Source organism: Gilliamella sp. X-23 (genome assembly GCF_057063545.1).
On record NZ_JBXSQG010000003.1, the window covers coordinates 202081 to 218499 of the forward strand.

Sequence of the window (16419 nt, forward strand, 5' to 3'; positions counted from 1 at the left end):
ACAATGCCGACTAAAATTAGTCGGCATTTTTATAATAGGGCTATTTATAACTTAACCATTTGCTTCAACTCATTTAATAATCCTGAGTAATCCACTTTAGCAAAGTCAGTAACATCAACTTGAATCAAGTTACCTAAAACAAATTGATCATACTGCCGCATTTGGCAAACTTGGTAGAATTGCTCCTTAGTAATTAAATCATCAGCAAGATTTCGATTTTCTAACGTATCGCCATAATGATAATGTTGCATAATATGGCATAAATGGCGCTCAGGTGAACGATCACGCAGGTAACGACGTTGCCATATCACATCAAAATCAGCAACTAAGCGAATGGTTATCACTTGGTAGTGATATTGCTCCGCAAATTCACTCAGTTGTTTTTTTTGCTTATCACTAAATGGGTATTCAGAAATAATCACCCTTTTACCTGCATCCATATACAGTTGTAAAACACCGTAATAAAACTGCCAAACTTTGTGTTCTAACGCTTCTTTTTCAGCTTTACAATTAAAGCCAACAGACTCAGCATATAAAATTTTGGCTTCATCGGGTGTTATAACAAAGCTATCTTTAAATTGCTGTTGCAATTGATTAACTAGATAGGTTTTTCCCGTACATGGACAGCCTGCCAGTAAAATTAAATATTTGTGCATACTAACGCACCTTAATTAATCCGACTATTAACATTAAGAAACAAACTCATTTTATGCTTAACAATTTCTTTAACTGCTTGATTAGCCGGAATAATATTGTGCCGTAATGATTTGTTGACTTCAGTACCAGCAAACTTATCTTTAGCTACTTGCGTCCAATTAACTAATAGCTCTGTGCCAACATTAAATTTACGAATACCGTTATTAATGAGTTCAGGGTAATCCTCTTCTTTAACACCGGTACCGCCATGAATAACCAAAGGAATATCAACCATAGCATGAATCTCTTTTAATAGTGGAATATTCACCTCTGTTTTTGATTTGAATTGTCCATGATTAGTACCAATGGCAACAGCTAATGCATCAATCCCCGTGGCTTGAACAAACGCTAACGCATCTTTCGGTTTGGTATAAATTCGATCATTAGGATCAACATGAATGCCCTCTTCTGTTCCGCCTATCGTGCCTAATTCACCTTCGACCGATACGCCACGCGCATGCGCATACTCAACCACTGCACGTGTTTTTAAAATATTCTCTTTAAATGGCAAAGAAGAGCCATCAAACATCACCGAGGTAAAACCACTATCAATCGCTTCTTTAATATCATCAAAATTTTTTGCATGATCTAAATGTAATACAGCATCAACAATTTCTTCATCGGCAATGGCTTTTACAGCATTAACAACCACTTTAAAGCCAATATAGCGTGCGGTATCAACGCTGGTTTGTATAATAATTGGTGCACCCACTTCTTTCGCTGCTCGTAGCATATCAGGAAGCATTTCTAAGTTATGCGTATTAAACGCACCAACAGTAAAATTGAGTTTTTGAGCTAATAAAGTGACATCTTTTAGTGTGGTATACATAATAATTTCCTTTAATCTCGTTGAACCGTAACTTGTTTGGCAATGTTGCGCATGAAATCCATCTTATTCATCCAAAAATCAATATCGTCCATTGAACCATGTTGTGCGGCATCGGCACGTTTATGGTTGTACAAATTCATTAATGCTTTATACCCCTCTCCAATTGATTTTTTATGTTGTAAACTCTTTTCTAAATACTCAATCGCAAAATCAATACGATCTAATTGGCAATAAAGAAGCCCTGTTTTTTCACATAATGTGGCTAAAGTTACCGCATCATCTGTATGATCAATTTGTTGTAACAATTGACTGATTGATTGTTCAATTTGGTCAATTTGTGCTGATGTCAGGCTACTTTTTATGTCTGGTTTATCAACCGACTCTTTTTGGGGCTTACTTCTTTTAAAAAAGTTAAACATAGCAAACTCCTATCCTAAAAATGCTTTAATAGAGGACTTAAAATCCATGCATAGAGTAACGCCGCTGTCACTGTATCAACATCGGTTGCTGTAGCATTAATAAAGCCCATTTGGTTAAAGATAGTCACCAGTAATGCAGGTAATAAAGTAATAAAGAAACCATGCGCAATACCACCAATGAGCGCACCACGGCGACCACCAACAGCATTACCGAATATGCCTGCGGTACCACCAGCAAAAAAGTTAGTTAACATTCCTGGTAAAATCATGGCTAATCCAAAAGCTGGCAACGTCAACATCGCAATCACAGTACCAATTGATGTGGTAATAAAACCTAAAATGACTGCATTTGGGCTATAAGGAAAAAACACAGGACAATCAAGCGCCGGTATAGCATTAGGAACCACTTTCATCGCAATACCTCTAAATGCAGGTACAATTTCGCCGAGCAATAACCTAACCCCAGCTAATAACACATAGATCCCCACAACAAAAATAATGGCTTGCGTAAAGGCATACATCACATAATTTTGGCTACCCGATAATGTTGAAGCATACTCCTCACCGGCAAAAAGAACCGTAATAATATAGAGTGGGATCATAACGACCATGACTGACAGATAGGTATCTTGCAAAAATTCAAATGATTTAGGTAATTTCATCTCTTCAATTGAACGTTTGTTTTCACCTCGCTCCCCCACAACATAAGCAACACCCGCTTCAAACAAATAACCAATTGTACAAAAGTGACCAAGCGCAATGTCATTAGACCCCGTCACTTTACGAATAATCGGCTGTGCAATAGCAGGCATAAATACCGCAAAAAGAGCACCAACAAAACCGCCGACTACAATTAACGCGATTCCTGAAAGTCCAGCAAAGCTACCAAATACCGTGGTCATAGTTGCCATCCAAAGAATAGCCTGACCAGTTAAAAAGATATATTTCCAGCGAGTAAAACGGGCAATTAGAATATTAAAAATAAAAATCATCAAAAAAGTCAGAGCAATATCACGACCTAAACCTAACTGATTCATGGCCTGACCATTAATCGCTTCAATAGACGGGATAATCCCTTGCATATCAAACCCAGCGGTAAAAATGTGCCCGAAATAGGTCAAACTGCCAACAATGATACTTGACCCTGCATTGAGCACTTGAAAGCCCAATAATGTTTTAAGCGATCCCGAAATAATTTGACCTACTGATTTACGTTGCAACATCAAGCCAAACATAGCAATGAGACTAATTGTTATCGAGGCTTGCGTTAAAATATTATCGATAATAAAGTTAATTACGTTCATAGTATTCTCCTATTTGGCAATTTAAAGCAGCCCTTTTTGTTGCAATACTGGACTTAACTTCTCATCTATTTCTGTTTTTGAGACAATATTTTTGAGATAAACAATTGAGGTCTGTTCACGAATATTAAACTTAGCAAACTGTGGACGAAAATTTTCAGCCGTGATAATAATATCGGCGTTCATAGAAGCAGCAGATGAAATATCCGTATGATCCAACTTGGCATCAATTCCTTTGGCTTTTAGCACGTCTTCAGTTGCCATTTGCGCGGCAAAACTACTGCCTAATCCCGCACCACAAACAAATAAAATGGTTAAATTACTCATTTTCAATCCTCCTATAATTTAATGGTTCAATCCGAATTAGGTTCATTAAATAAAATGTTCTTAAATTGTTGTACCGAATGACACATTGTTAAGCTTTCAAGTTTTTGCTCATCGTTAATCAACTCAATCAAACTACGCATAATATTGAGATGAGAAAACGAATCGATAGCGGCTAAACAAAATATGATTTTCACAGGTCCCATTTCTGAATTACCAAAATCCACGGGATGACGCAGAGTAACAACACTCACCCCTAACTGGTTTACGCCATCTTCAGGGCGAGCGTGTGCCAACGCTAAATTTTTGCCTATAACGATATACGGACCATATTGCTCGACCGACGTAATCATGGCATCAATATAAGATGGTAAAATAAATTGTTTTTTTAATAATGGCTCAGCAGCAATTTTGATCGCTTGTCGCCAATTTGAACTATCTTGCTGCAATATAATGTCATTATCGGTAAGAATATCTTTCAACATAGGCTGGATTTTCCTTTTATTGATTTTAAGATTATTAATCGCTAAACACTGTTCGAGTTGGTTGTAGATAGGTGCTGACACGATGCCACCACTTTGTTGAATTAAATCAACCAATGAATAGAAAAGATCGGTTGCATCAACCAAATGATTTACAACACGTTGATTAGCGCTATGCTTAGCTAAAAAATCAGTGATAATAGGATGATTTTTCTCTTTTAAAATCGGTTCTAACACCAATACTGGATGAGCTAAGTGCGGTAATGGAAAAGTAGAAAATATTAAGTCAAAATCGAGTTGAGCTAATAAATTTTGATCATTACGTCCTAAAATGGCTAGTACATCAATATTAAAAAATTCTTTAAGTGTTTCTGCTAATAAGTTAGAAGTTGCTATACCATGGTCACAAAAGACCACTGCTTTAAAATAGTAGCTTCGCTCTTGATTAATTGCGCTTGCAAAGGTAGAAAAATGGATAGTTAAAAAAGCAATTTCGTCATCAGATACTTTATGACTTAAAGTGGTTTCAAGTTCTTGCATAAACATAGCAATAACTGAATAAATTGCACCATAGTTTTGTTTGATGTTATCAAGTAATGGATTAATAATATGAATATTATTACTCACTCGCGCAATAAGTCCTGCTAAGTGTTTACATAAATTTTCGTACAACTGCTCTTGTTTGGTTGAAAAAGGAATTTGTGTTTTTTCTTCGACATAATTAACTAACTTAATCGCTAATAACTGCGCATTTACCCACTCTACATAGTTATTAATATCCTTAGTATTGAAAGCTTCTAACATATAAATAATGTATTGTTGTTCTTGTCGATTAACTTGCAAAGCAACATGCTGACAAACCAAATGAATAAATTTTGCTATTTCACCCAAATCATTATTATTAAAATTCGGTCTTATCATCGTAAGATGATGTTGCTGTTGGTTACGAACCACCCAAATAGTGGTAAAAATCACAATTTGTTGAACATAAATTTCATCATGAATTTGGCTAATAGTTTGGTGGGCTAATTGTAATAAGTCACAGATAAGAGATTGAGGAATATAATTAAACAATAACTGTTGTATCAAGCTTAATTCATTTAATGGTTTATCAAATTCTAAATTACCTGCGAACTGATTAATAGCTTCATACATCATCAAACGAATAGAGCGTTCTAAACCAACAAACTGCATACCCGATTTAGGCTGGCTACTTAATTCAATATCATATTTTTTCAGCCGAGCTTTGAGTTTTCTAATATCTTCATCTAAAACACTTTTTGATACAAAATATACATCTTCTTTATGACTTAAAATGGTTGGAGACGCAGAAAAAGCAATAGATAGCAACAAGTCAAATTGACGCTCCTCTTTACTTAAAACCGAAGAAATAGGTACACCCAACAATGCATCATGAATTAACAGCTTTTGATCTTGAGTCGCATTAATTACAAAACCTTTATTACGCACTGTTGAAATTAAAGGAAATTGTCTTTGCGTTAAAAACTCATTAATTTCTTGAATTTCATTGCGAATAGTTCGCGCACTAATTTGAAACTCTTCCGACAACATCTCGGAGGTGATCGGATAGTCGATTGAAATCAATTTTTTAAATAACTCAATGGTTCTTGTTCGCATAAGCTCATTCACCTATTTACTTCATAAATTAAGTATAAGTGAGATAGATTTGCTTACCTAGTTGGTATTTTTGCCAATAAAACTGGCAAAAATTACTAGTCAAAAAGGAAAAAAAGATTGAAAGAAGAAAATAATATTAAATAACACACACAAAATAATGTTAATAACCTAATGATTATAATTATTTTTTAACAATAACAGCTGAAGATCAGCGACCTGTTCTGCAAACTAGTAGTCTATATGAAAAACCACTTTGCAAACCCATTTTTATTGTGTATTTTCCCCATCTCAAAAGCATTAACCATACCCAATAATATTCATAGTCTGAAATGGCTATACAAAAATTTTTAGAATTTATTAATATATAGGGTGAAAGAGTGTTATTTTCCCTTCATGTTTAGGTAAAATAATCAAAGGATTAAAGATAAAAAGGATTAACCAATGAAATTCATTAAGTTATTTATTATATTGTTTTTTAATTTTATTGGAGGAGTGCTAAGTTATCAATGGTGTTATCGTTTTATCAAAAGACAATACCATACACCTGAATATTATTATTTAATGTATTATGGATTGTGTTATTTCTGTTTTATTCTTATTTCAATCTTCATTTTAAACAAAATAAAAAAACCGTTAGGATTAGTCATTTGCGGTTTACTTATTGGCATTTTAATTAGCCTCATTTTTATGATTACCCGTCAGCTAATTCAAGATCCTTATTTATATCAGCGTTATTTAATTAATCTAATTGGTATTGATTTGCTGATATCATCATGGATTACCCTTAATTTTATAATATACCCTGCTATTTTATTATGTTGTCATTACTCGATTTTTTGGATTGAAAAAATATATAGCAAAATTACTTATAGAATTAGGCCATAACCGTATTGAAATAACCAATACGGTTATAGCCATTCAGATTAGGTTTTGATGGCTGATTTTTGCCGAACAATTTCAAATAAACAAACACCAGTTGCAACCGACACATTAAGTGATGACACAATGCCAGCCATGGGGATGCTGACTAACTCATCGCAGTGCTCTTTAGTTAAACGGCGCATCCCTTCACCTTCAGCCCCCATCACTAAAGCAAGCGAAGTTGCTGTTGATGTTTTATAAAAATCGGTTTGATAAAGCGTACGATCAGCTTCGCCAGCAGTACCCACAATCCAAACTTGATATTCATCTTGTAACATTCGCATCGTGCGTGCCAAATTGGTCACTCTAACCACTGGTACACTTTCAGCTGCGCCACAGGCAACTTTTTGTGCGGTGGAATTAAGCGGTGCTGAGCGATCTTTTGGCACAATAATAAAATCGACTCCAGCGGCATCAGCGGTACGTATACAGGCGCCTAAATTATGCGGATCGGTCACACCATCTAAAATCAAAATAACGGGGTTTGGTTGCTGTTCCATCAATAACGGGATATCATTTTCTTGATATCCTCGGCTCGGTTTTACCATAGCTAAAATGCCTTGATGCACACCATTTTTTGACTTTTCATCTAACCATTGACGATTAGCTATTTTCACTGGCAAGCCAAGTTGCTCTAATTGACGCACAACGGCAATAAGGCGCTTATCTTCGCGCCCTTTAATAATAAATACTTCGATGATTCTTTCTGGCGAACGCGCTAATAATGCTTCAATGGCATGCAGGCCATAAACTGTTTCACTCATTTATCTGCTACTCTTTTATCTTATTAACTGATTTGGTTTTATTGACTGATTTTGGTTTCGATTTGTTACGTTTGTTACTTTTAGCTTTCGCTTCAACTTTCGTGCTTGATTTCGCACTCGGTTTAGCCTTTTTTTTAGTACTTGGCTTAGCACTACTTTCGCTAGTTGATTTTTTACCTTTTCGCTTAAGCGGTAAATCGGCATGTTGATCGGTTTGGGCTTGTTTAGACTTCTCTTTTGCTGTTTTACCTTGACGTTTTGGCTTATTATTACTACCCACTAGTGAAAAATCAATTTTACGTTCTTCTGGATTGACGTTATCAACTTTCACTTGCACTTTATCGCCTAAACGATAAGTAAAGCGGGTATTTTCACCAATTAAACGATTACGCGAACCATCAAAAGTATAATAATCATTTTCAAGCGATGACACATGCACTAAACCATCAATAAATAGATCGTCTAACCGCACAAAGAAGCCAAAATTAACTACGCTCGAAATCGTACCGTTAAAAACCTCGCCTACATGATCTTGCATATAATCACATTTTAGCCAATCAACCACATCACGCACAGCTTCGTCGGCACGTCGTTCAGTCATAGAACAGTGCTCGCCAAAATAGAGCATTTCGCTTGTATTATAACGGTACCCGCCAGTCTTACTAGTCTTTTGTTGTTCATCGGCTAAAATCCATTTAATAGCACGGTGCAAAAGTAAATCAGGATAACGACGAATTGGCGAAGTAAAATGTCCATATTCCTCAAGCGCCAAACCAAAATGACCTCGATTTTCAGGATCATAAATGGCTTGCTTCATTGAACGCAAAATAACGGTTTGCAACATATCATGATCAGGGCGTGTTTCAACCACGGTCATTAATTCGGCAATATCTTTAGGTTTAGCATTAGCCCCACCACCAAGTGACAATCCTAGTTCGCTTAAAATGCTACGTAGATTATTTATGCGATCTTCATCGGGTCTATCATGCACACGGAATAATGAAGGAATATCAGCTTTAATCACTAATTTTGCCGCAGCCACATTAGCTAAAATCATACACTCCTCAATGATTTTATGAGCCACATTCCGCTGTGCAAGCTCGACGCTTTCAATACGCTTATCGGCATTAAAGATAAATTTAGGCTCTTCTGATTCAAACCCTATCGCCCCACGGGCAACACGGGCTTTATCAAGCACACTATAAAGCCCGTAGAGGTTTTCAAGATGAGGAACCAAATCATGGTAATGCTCACGAAGTTCCTCATCACCCTCTAAAATTTTAGCCACTTTGGTATACGTTAACCGAGCATGCGAATTCATCACCGCTTCGTAAAACTCGTATCCTGTCAAACGGCCTCGATTAGACACCGTCATTTCACAAACCAAACACAAACGATCCACTTGCGGATTTAACGAACATAGTCCATTAGATAAAACCTCGGGCAACATAGGCACAACTCGTGAAGGAAAGTAAACCGACGTACCACGCAAACAAGCCTCTTTATCTAACGCTTTGCCCGGCCGAACATAATAACTCACATCGGCAATAGCCACCCACAAACGATAGCCACCACCACGATTTTTTTGACAATAGACCGCATCATCAAAATCACGCGCATCTTCACCATCGATGGTAACTAAAGGTAAATTGCGTAAGTCTTTACGACCTTTTTTGGCACTTTCGGGCACTTGATCGGTAAATTTGCTAACTTCGGCTTCAACCGCTTGAGGTAATTCATAAGGGATTTCGTGATTACGCAGGGCAATATCAATAGCTAAATTCGTCCCCATCATTTCGCCAAGGACTTCTTTAATCACACCCACCGCTTTTTGGCGACGCTCTGGTCGCTGTTGTAGCTCAACTACCACAACCGATCCCATACGTACGGTGCGATCAGGTTTACCCGTTATTAAAATATCAAAGTTCAAACGGCTATCATCAGGCACCACAAAACCAACACCTTGCTCGATAAAATAGCGACCAACAATTTGATTACTACGCGGCTCTAAAATTCGCACTACCCTAGCTTCGGTTTTACCACGATATTGTGTACCGATAGGCTGGGCTAAAATCACATCACCTTGTAACACCTTTTTCATCTGCTCAGGTGCTAAAAAATAGTCCTCAGGGTTCCCCTCTACCCGCAAAAAGCCAAAGCCATCACGGTGGGCAATAACCTTACCTTTGACCATGTCAAACTTTTCGGGCAAGGCATAACATTTGCGACGCGTAAACACCACTTGCCCATCACGCTCCATTGCGCGCAAACGACGGTGCAATGCCACTTTTTGCTCTTCATTTTTAATGTCGACAGCTTGGGCTATTTTTTCTAAACTTGCTGGTTTTGCTTCTTGTTTAAGGTAATCTAAAATAAGCTCTCGACTAGCAATTGGGGAATCGTACTTCTCGGCTTCGCGGTCAAAAAATGGATCTTTTATCATAAAGGGATATCCTGTGACTAATATTAGCGCTAGCATAACATAGAGTGCTATAACTTAAAACGAAGATTCAATTTATAAACAAGCATCAAAAAGTTGTTAATGTTTGAAAAGTTATGATTGACAAGTTCTTTGCATAAATAAGGATAAAATTAATTTTATCCTTATTTAAATTCAATTAATCATTTCCATTTTTTCTTTTTTCTAAAAGGTCTAGGGCTTTCAAGCCAGCCAATTGAAAATAGATAAATATAGATAAATATTCCAGCAGATAATAGTAATAGGTCAAACTCAGATGAATATCCTCTGATTGTTTTTTTTTCTCCTAAAATAATGATCAGCATTAATATGACGGCATAGTTTAAGATTAATACTATTCTTTTTTTCCACTTTAACCCATTATCGTATCTATAATCTCTGATGGAATATTTTTTAAATCGATAAGAAATAATAAGAGGTATAATAGAAAAAAAATAAAATAAGATATAAATTAAAGCAACCATATTTATTATTCCAATTCTTCCGGATGTTCATCATATTTGCGATATTGCGAACCATCAGGACGAGTACATAAATAATATTCGGAATTTTTTGTTGGTTCAGAACTTATTGCCATAATAAACTCATAATTTTCAACTATTTTACCTACATTATCTATTTCTGCTGGCTGCGGTACATATAAATTTATTTCACTACTTTCTTCGTCTTTAATGAAATAATTTAAATTCTCAGACAAGGCATAACATTTACGGCACGTAATAAACCCCTGCTCGTTTTGCTTCTTGTTTAAGATAATCTAAAATAAGCTATCAACTAGCAATAGAATAATAATGCTTCTCGGCTTCGCGGTCAAAAAATGGATCTTTTATCATAAAGGGATATCCTGTGACTAATTGAAGATTCAATTTATAAACAAGCATCAAAAAGTTGTTAATGTTTGGAAAGTTATGATTGACAAGTTCTTTGCATAAATAAGGATAAAATTAATTTTATCCTTATTTAAATTCAATTAATCATTTCCATTTTTTCTTTTTTATGTATCTACGTGGGGTTTCAAGAAAACTAATAAAAAATACATACAATATAAAAATTAAAACAGCCGACCAGAAAAAAATAAGTTCTAAAAAAAGCCCTTCTCCTGGCTGACTTATCATAAACAGGCTATATAAAAAAATAAAATAAAAATAAAGAAGAGCTAAACGTCGTTTACGATTTAAAGTTTTATCATTATCATAGTCCATTGCAATATATTCCGAAAAATAGTGCCGAATAAAACACCCAACAATAGCAAAAAAATAATAGCTAACCCACATTTCAACAGCCATGCAAATCTACCTTTTAATTTTTCATGTAGTTGATAAAAAGACATATGATTAATATAAAATATCAACATCTTCTATTTAAATTCAATTAATCATTTCCATTTTTTTCTTTTTATGTATCTACGTGGGGTTTCAAGAAAACTAATAAAAAATGAATACAATATCAAAATAAAAACAGCCGACCAGAAAAAAATAATATTTGAAAAAATACCCTCTCCTGGCTGACTTATAATTAACACGCTATATAAAGAAATAAAATAAAAATAAAAAAGAGCTAAACGTCGTTTACGATTTAAAGTTTTATCATTGGCATAGTCCATTGCAATATATTCCGAAAAATAGTGCCGAATAAAACACCCAACAATGGAAAAAAAGTAATAGCTAATCCATATTTCAATAGCCATGCAAATATCCTTATTTTATAAATTAAGATTTGTGGCAGTTTTTTTCCCTCTCAATAGCACGATAACCAATATCATGGCGATAAAAACAACCATGCCAATAAATACCTTTGATGTGCTCATAAGCACGCTGTTGCGCCTCAAGTATGGTATTACCTAATGCAGTAACGCACAGCACACGCCCGCCATTGGTGTAAACGCGACCTTTTTCTAAACTAGTACCCGCATGGAAAATTTTGCAATCATCACTTGATTCGGCAGGCAATCCAATAATCACATCTTGGGTATTATATTCACCCGGGTAACCGCCGGCTGCTAGGACTACGCCTAATGCGGGTCTTGGATCCCATTTTGATTGTACGGTATCTAATTTACCATCAAGCGCAGCCAAACAAAGTTTGACTAGATCCGATTGCATTCGCATCATTATTGGCTGTGTTTCGGGATCGCCAAATCGGCAATTAAACTCAATAACTTTTGGATTACCTTCTTTATCAATCATTACACCCGCATATAAAAAGCCAACATAAACATTGCCTTCTTGCGCCATGCCATTAACCGTTGGGTAGATGATTTCATCCATTATTCGTTTAAAAACAACATCAGTCACCACTGGTGCTGGCGAATAAGCGCCCATACCACCAGTATTTAATCCTGTATCACCATCGCCAACACGTTTATGATCTTGACTTGTTGCCATGGGTTCGACATTTTTGCCATCCACCATGACAATAAAGCTAGCTTCTTCGCCATCGAGAAACTCTTCAATCACGACTTGGTGACCGGCATCACCAAAGGCATTACCGGCGAGCATATCACGCACAGCATCTTCAGCTTCTTCCACTGTCATGGCAACAATCACCCCTTTACCAGCGGCTAGCCCATCAGCCTTAATCACAATCGGTGCGCCCTTTTCACGAATATAGGCAATGGCTGGAGCGACTTCGGTAAAGTTTTGATATTCTGCGGTGGGAATTTTGTGGCGAGCTAAGAAGTCTTTAGTAAAGGCTTTTGACCCTTCAAGTTGTGCAGCAGCTTTAGTTGGTCCAAAGATTTTTAATCCCGCTTTTTGGAAGCTATCAACAATGCCAATGACTAATGGGGCTTCGGGTCCCACTATAGTTAAATCGATTTGTTCTTGCTGAGCAAAACTAAGCAGACCACTTACGTCGGTAGCTTTGATGTTGATATTTTCTAAGCTAGGTTCTAGGGAAGTACCGGCATTGCCTGGTGCAACAAAGACTTTAGAAACCAATGGTGATTGTGCAATTTTCCAAGCAAGTGCATGTTCGCGCCCACCATTACCAATGACTAAAACTTTCATAAAAGATCCTTTAATGATGTCTTTTTTAATAATAAACAAGGTCGCCCTATTAAGGCCTAAAACTAGTGCCTAAAATGGCGCATATGCGTAAATATCATTGCAATATTGTGTTCATTGGCCGCTTGAATCACTTCGTCATCGCGAATCGAACCACCAGGCTGAATCACACAAGTCACCCCTGCTGCGGCAGCGGCATCAACCCCATCTCTAAATGGGAAAAACGCATCTGATGCAACAACAGAACCTGCAACGTCTAAATTCTCGTCTTGCGCTTTAATGCCCGCGATTTTTGCGGAATAAACTCGGCTCATTTGCCCTGCACCAATACCAATTGTCATGTTATCTTTTGCATAAACAATGGCATTGGATTTAACAAATTTAGCCACTTTCCAACAAAATAGCGCATCGGAAAGTTCTTGGTCGGTTGGCTTACGTTTGGTGACTACCGTTAATGCATCTGGCGATATCATGCCTAAATCACGATCTTGCACTAACAAACCACCATTGACACGTTTAAAATCTAAACTTACTGACGCTGATGTTGACCACTCGCCACATTCAAGCACGCGCACATTTTTTTTAGCTTGAATGATGTTCAGCGCTTCTTGACTAACTGAAGGAGCAATAATCACTTCAACAAATTGTTTATCAACAATCGCTTGAGCAGTTTTAGCATCTAGCGCTCTATTAAACGCAATAATGCCACCAAAAGCTGAAGTGGGATCGGTTTTAAAGGCTTTTTCATAAGCGTTTAAAATGTTATCGCTAACGGCAACACCACAAGGATTGGCATGTTTTACAATCACACAAGCGGGCTCGTCAAATGATTTTACGCATTCAAGTGCAGCGTCAGTATCAGCAATATTATTATAAGAAAGTGCTTTACCTTGCAGTTGCTTTGCCGTTGCAATCGAGGCTTCCTTGGCATCTTGCTCAACATAAAAAGCCGCTTGCTGATGGGCGTTTTCGCCGTAACGCATATTCTGTTTTTTAATAAATTGTAGATTTAACGTTCTAGGAAACTCGCCCGATGGTTCATTGGTTTCGCCCATATAAGGGGGGACTAATTGCCCAAAATAGTTGGCAATCATGCCGTCATATTTAGCCGTGTGTTCAAAGGCTTTAATAGCAAGGTTAAAACGATATTCAAAAGAAAGGGAATTTTGGTTATCATCCATCATGTTAATGATATTGGCATAATCACCACAATCAACCACAATGGCAACATCTTTATGATTTTTAGCGGCAGATCGCACCATCGTTGGGCCACCAATATCAATATTTTCAACGGCGTCTTCTAACGTACAATTGGCTTTAGCAACCGTTTGTGCAAATGGGTAAAGATTGACAACCACCATATCGATTGGCGTAATTTGATGTTGTTGCATCACGTCATCATCAATCCCTCGTCGCCCTAAAATAGCGCCATGAATTTTGGGATGTAACGTTTTAACTCGCCCATCCATCATTTCAGGAAATCCGGTATAGTCAGAAACTTCCGTTACCGGTATCTGGTTTTCCATTAACAATTTTGCCGTCCCCCCTGTTGAAAGAAGTTCCACATTTCGTTCTGATAAGGCTTTGGCAAACTCTAAAATACCGGTTTTATCGGACACACTAAGTAAAGCACGGCGGATGGGACGAAACTGCTGCATGAGGGAAGCTCCGAGGTTGATATCTAAATTCAAATGGTTAAGTCGACATTATATATAAATTAAGGGTAGATGTTTAGTATTAACTTTTTAAAAAATTTTATTAGGTGGACTCAAAACGAGTAAATCATAAATTATTACGTTTAGCTGTTATGTATAATATTTTAAATAAGTAGTGTTAATTTAGATTATAGGATTGATAAGGGGCAGATTGTTTAGGGAATGTTTTTTAAAAAAAACAGCCAGAAAAAACTTTAATAAAATCAATACTTTTTCTGACCGATTTTTGGGCGGAAAATCAGGCCTTTTTGGGTTGGTGAATAGGATGGATTGGGTGCGGTGGTTTCGGACGTTTTGAGCTTTGGTGAACAAAATAGCTATCGTGACCACGTCCGAGCTAAGGGAATTAGAGCGAATTCCCTTAGCAATCCCGCGCTTGGCTGCAGAATGTGGCCTGCGGCTGCCCTCCGCCGTCGCTCGGTCTTAACGCACCGGCTATGATTCGCTCCCGGCGAAGCATAGCCTCGCCAAACGTCCTGTTTGGCGTGCTAACCTCGCTCTGTTGTCGGCACATTCTGACGCCGGAATAGGACAAATAACATAACCATTGTTTTTGGGATGGGTTGTTGTGTTTTTATTAGGCGGTTTTTGTTAAAAAAAACAGCGGAAAAACTTTAATAAAATCAATACGTTTCCTGACACATTTTTAGCGGAAAATCAGGCCTTTTTTTTGGTGAATAGGATGGATTGGGTGCGGTGGTTTCGGACGTTTTGAGCTTTGGTGAACAAAATAGCTATCGTGACCACGTCCGAGCTAAGGGAATTAAAGCGAATTCCCTTAGCAATCCCGCGCTTGGCTGCAGAATGTGGCCTACGGCTGCCCTCCGCCGTCGCTCGGTCTTGACGCACCGGCTATGATTCGCTCCCGGCGAAGCATAGCCTCGCCAAACATCCCTGTTTGGCGTGCTAACCTCGCTCTGTTGTCGGCACATTCTGACGCCGGAACAAGACAAACAACATAACCATCCTTTTTTGGAAGATATTATGTTTTTATAGTTATATAATTGATTTTATTTGAATTAACCGCCTGCACGGCGTTAAGGTGGAGGAGATAGCTCAGAAAGCGATGTAGATTTTTCTAAACCGCCTACACGGCGTTAAAGATTATCACAGAAGAAGAATTCCAAGCACAAAATTTCTAAACCGCCTACACGGCGTTAAAGAGAGTTATCTTCATCATGATCAAGGTTTATATTTTCTAAACCGCCTACACGGCGTTAAAGTAGAACTCAAGATTTGATAAATCTTGCTATATAAAGATAAACAACAATTTTGGTTTTGAAAACCCTTTTTTTAAGGTGTTTTATAATTTATTGATTTTATTTAATTTTAAATTGTCGTTAGAAAAAGGGTTTGGAGCGGTTAAGGGTGCTATTTGTGGTTTTGTTGATTTGTTGTATGTCGGCGCTTTGCTTAGGTTATGTAAGCGGTTGATTTTCCTTAAAAATACAAAAATAAAAACTTCAATAAAATCAATACCTTTCCTGACCACTTTTTGGATGTAATTACATTGCTTTTTAACAAAAAAATTCACCCAAAACACCTAAGATTATGTTATTTGTCTTATTCCGGCGTCAGAATGTGCCGACAACAGAGCGAGGTTAGCACGCCAAACAGGGATGTTTGGCGAGGATATGCTTCGCCGGGAGCGAATCATAGCCGGTGCGTTAAGACCGAGCGGCGGCGGAGGGCAGCCGTAGGCCACATTCTGCAGCCAAACGCGGGATTGCTAAGGGAATTCGCTTTAATTCCCTTAGCTCGGACGTGGTCACGAGAGCTATTTTATTCACTAAAGGTCAAAACGTCCGAAACCACTGCACTCAATTCATTTTATCCACCAACCCAA

14 protein-coding genes are annotated in these 16419 nt (G+C 37.4%); all 14 read right to left on the reverse strand.

The window, feature by feature from the left end:
- Positions 1-44: 44 nt before the first annotated feature.
- A complete protein-coding gene (locus tag ACYH9I_RS03600; RefSeq protein WP_483558979.1) occupies positions 45-656 on the reverse strand; it encodes an AAA family ATPase in 612 nt (203 codons plus the stop codon).
- A gap of 11 nt (positions 657-667) precedes the next feature.
- Positions 668-1525, reverse strand: coding sequence for a class II fructose-bisphosphate aldolase (locus ACYH9I_RS03605; protein WP_483558980.1), 858 nt, complete (start codon positions 1523-1525; stop codon positions 668-670).
- Between the two features lie 11 nt (positions 1526-1536).
- Positions 1537-1944, reverse strand: coding sequence for a tetratricopeptide repeat protein (locus ACYH9I_RS03610; RefSeq protein ID WP_483558982.1), 408 nt, complete (start codon positions 1942-1944; stop codon positions 1537-1539).
- 14 nt (positions 1945-1958) lie between these two features.
- Complete coding sequence (locus ACYH9I_RS03615; protein WP_483558983.1) at positions 1959-3248, reverse strand: PTS sugar transporter subunit IIC; 1290 nt, start codon at positions 3246-3248, stop codon at positions 1959-1961.
- Positions 3249-3269: 21 nt separating this feature from the next.
- The gene (locus ACYH9I_RS03620; protein ID WP_091346064.1) at positions 3270-3572 is read right to left on the reverse strand and encodes a PTS sugar transporter subunit IIB; all 303 of its coding nucleotides are present in this window, start codon (positions 3570-3572) and stop codon (positions 3270-3272) included.
- Between the two features lie 26 nt (positions 3573-3598).
- The gene (locus ACYH9I_RS03625) at positions 3599-5689 is read right to left on the reverse strand and encodes a BglG family transcription antiterminator (RefSeq protein ID WP_483558985.1); all 2091 of its coding nucleotides are present in this window, start codon (positions 5687-5689) and stop codon (positions 3599-3601) included.
- Positions 5690-6612: 923 nt separating this feature from the next.
- Positions 6613-7374, reverse strand: a complete 762-nt coding sequence (gene rlmB / locus ACYH9I_RS03630; RefSeq protein ID WP_483558987.1) for a 23S rRNA (guanosine(2251)-2'-O)-methyltransferase RlmB — start codon at positions 7372-7374, stop codon at positions 6613-6615.
- Between the two features lie 7 nt (positions 7375-7381).
- Entirely contained in the window at positions 7382-9817 is a 2436-nt protein-coding gene (gene rnr / locus ACYH9I_RS03635; RefSeq protein ID WP_483558988.1) for a ribonuclease R, read from the reverse strand.
- 179 nt (positions 9818-9996) lie between these two features.
- Positions 9997-10317 (reverse strand): hypothetical protein, encoded by a 321-nt coding sequence (locus ACYH9I_RS03640; RefSeq protein ID WP_483558990.1) that lies wholly within the window; start codon positions 10315-10317, stop codon positions 9997-9999.
- Between the two features lie 5 nt (positions 10318-10322).
- Positions 10323-10550 carry a hypothetical protein gene (locus ACYH9I_RS03645; protein WP_483558992.1) on the reverse strand — a complete coding sequence of 76 codons (228 nt, stop codon included), beginning with the start codon at positions 10548-10550 and terminating at the stop codon, positions 10323-10325.
- A 277-nt stretch (positions 10551-10827) separates the two neighbouring features.
- Positions 10828-11139 carry a hypothetical protein gene (locus ACYH9I_RS03650; protein ID WP_160403622.1) on the reverse strand — a complete coding sequence of 104 codons (312 nt, stop codon included), beginning with the start codon at positions 11137-11139 and terminating at the stop codon, positions 10828-10830.
- Positions 11140-11228: 89 nt separating this feature from the next.
- Positions 11229-11540 carry a hypothetical protein gene (locus tag ACYH9I_RS03655; protein ID WP_483558993.1) on the reverse strand — a complete coding sequence of 104 codons (312 nt, stop codon included), beginning with the start codon at positions 11538-11540 and terminating at the stop codon, positions 11229-11231.
- A gap of 22 nt (positions 11541-11562) precedes the next feature.
- Positions 11563-12861, reverse strand: coding sequence for a phosphoribosylamine--glycine ligase (purD, locus tag ACYH9I_RS03660; RefSeq protein WP_483558995.1), 1299 nt, complete (start codon positions 12859-12861; stop codon positions 11563-11565).
- A 62-nt stretch (positions 12862-12923) separates the two neighbouring features.
- Positions 12924-14516 carry a bifunctional phosphoribosylaminoimidazolecarboxamide formyltransferase/IMP cyclohydrolase gene (gene purH, locus ACYH9I_RS03665; RefSeq protein WP_483558997.1) on the reverse strand — a complete coding sequence of 531 codons (1593 nt, stop codon included), beginning with the start codon at positions 14514-14516 and terminating at the stop codon, positions 12924-12926.
- Positions 14517-16419 lie beyond the last annotated feature (1903 nt).

Excerpts from the sequence above, each read along its gene's own strand:
- ACYH9I_RS03600 (WP_483558979.1), bottom strand. The coding sequence starts at position 656 with ATGCACAAATATTTAATTTTACTGGCAGGCTGTCCATGTACGGGAAAA.
- ACYH9I_RS03605 (WP_483558980.1), bottom strand. The coding sequence starts at position 1,525 with ATGTATACCACACTAAAAGATGTCACTTTATTAGCTCAAAAACTCAAT.
- ACYH9I_RS03610 (WP_483558982.1), bottom strand. The coding sequence starts at position 1,944 with ATGTTTAACTTTTTTAAAAGAAGTAAGCCCCAAAAAGAGTCGGTTGAT.
- ACYH9I_RS03615 (WP_483558983.1), bottom strand. The coding sequence starts at position 3,248 with ATGAACGTAATTAACTTTATTATCGATAATATTTTAACGCAAGCCTCG.
- ACYH9I_RS03620 (WP_091346064.1), bottom strand. The coding sequence starts at position 3,572 with ATGAGTAATTTAACCATTTTATTTGTTTGTGGTGCGGGATTAGGCAGT.
- ACYH9I_RS03625 (WP_483558985.1), bottom strand. The coding sequence starts at position 5,689 with ATGCGAACAAGAACCATTGAGTTATTTAAAAAATTGATTTCAATCGAC.
- rlmB (WP_483558987.1), bottom strand. The coding sequence starts at position 7,374 with ATGAGTGAAACAGTTTATGGCCTGCATGCCATTGAAGCATTATTAGCG.
- rnr (WP_483558988.1), bottom strand. The coding sequence starts at position 9,817 with ATGATAAAAGATCCATTTTTTGACCGCGAAGCCGAGAAGTACGATTCC.
- ACYH9I_RS03640 (WP_483558990.1), bottom strand. The coding sequence starts at position 10,317 with ATGGTTGCTTTAATTTATATCTTATTTTATTTTTTTTCTATTATACCT.
- ACYH9I_RS03650 (WP_160403622.1), bottom strand. The coding sequence starts at position 11,139 with ATGGCTGTTGAAATGTGGGTTAGCTATTATTTTTTTGCTATTGTTGGG.
- ACYH9I_RS03655 (WP_483558993.1), bottom strand. The coding sequence starts at position 11,540 with ATGGCTATTGAAATATGGATTAGCTATTACTTTTTTTCCATTGTTGGG.
- purD (WP_483558995.1), bottom strand. The coding sequence starts at position 12,861 with ATGAAAGTTTTAGTCATTGGTAATGGTGGGCGCGAACATGCACTTGCT.
- purH (WP_483558997.1), bottom strand. The coding sequence starts at position 14,516 with ATGCAGCAGTTTCGTCCCATCCGCCGTGCTTTACTTAGTGTGTCCGAT.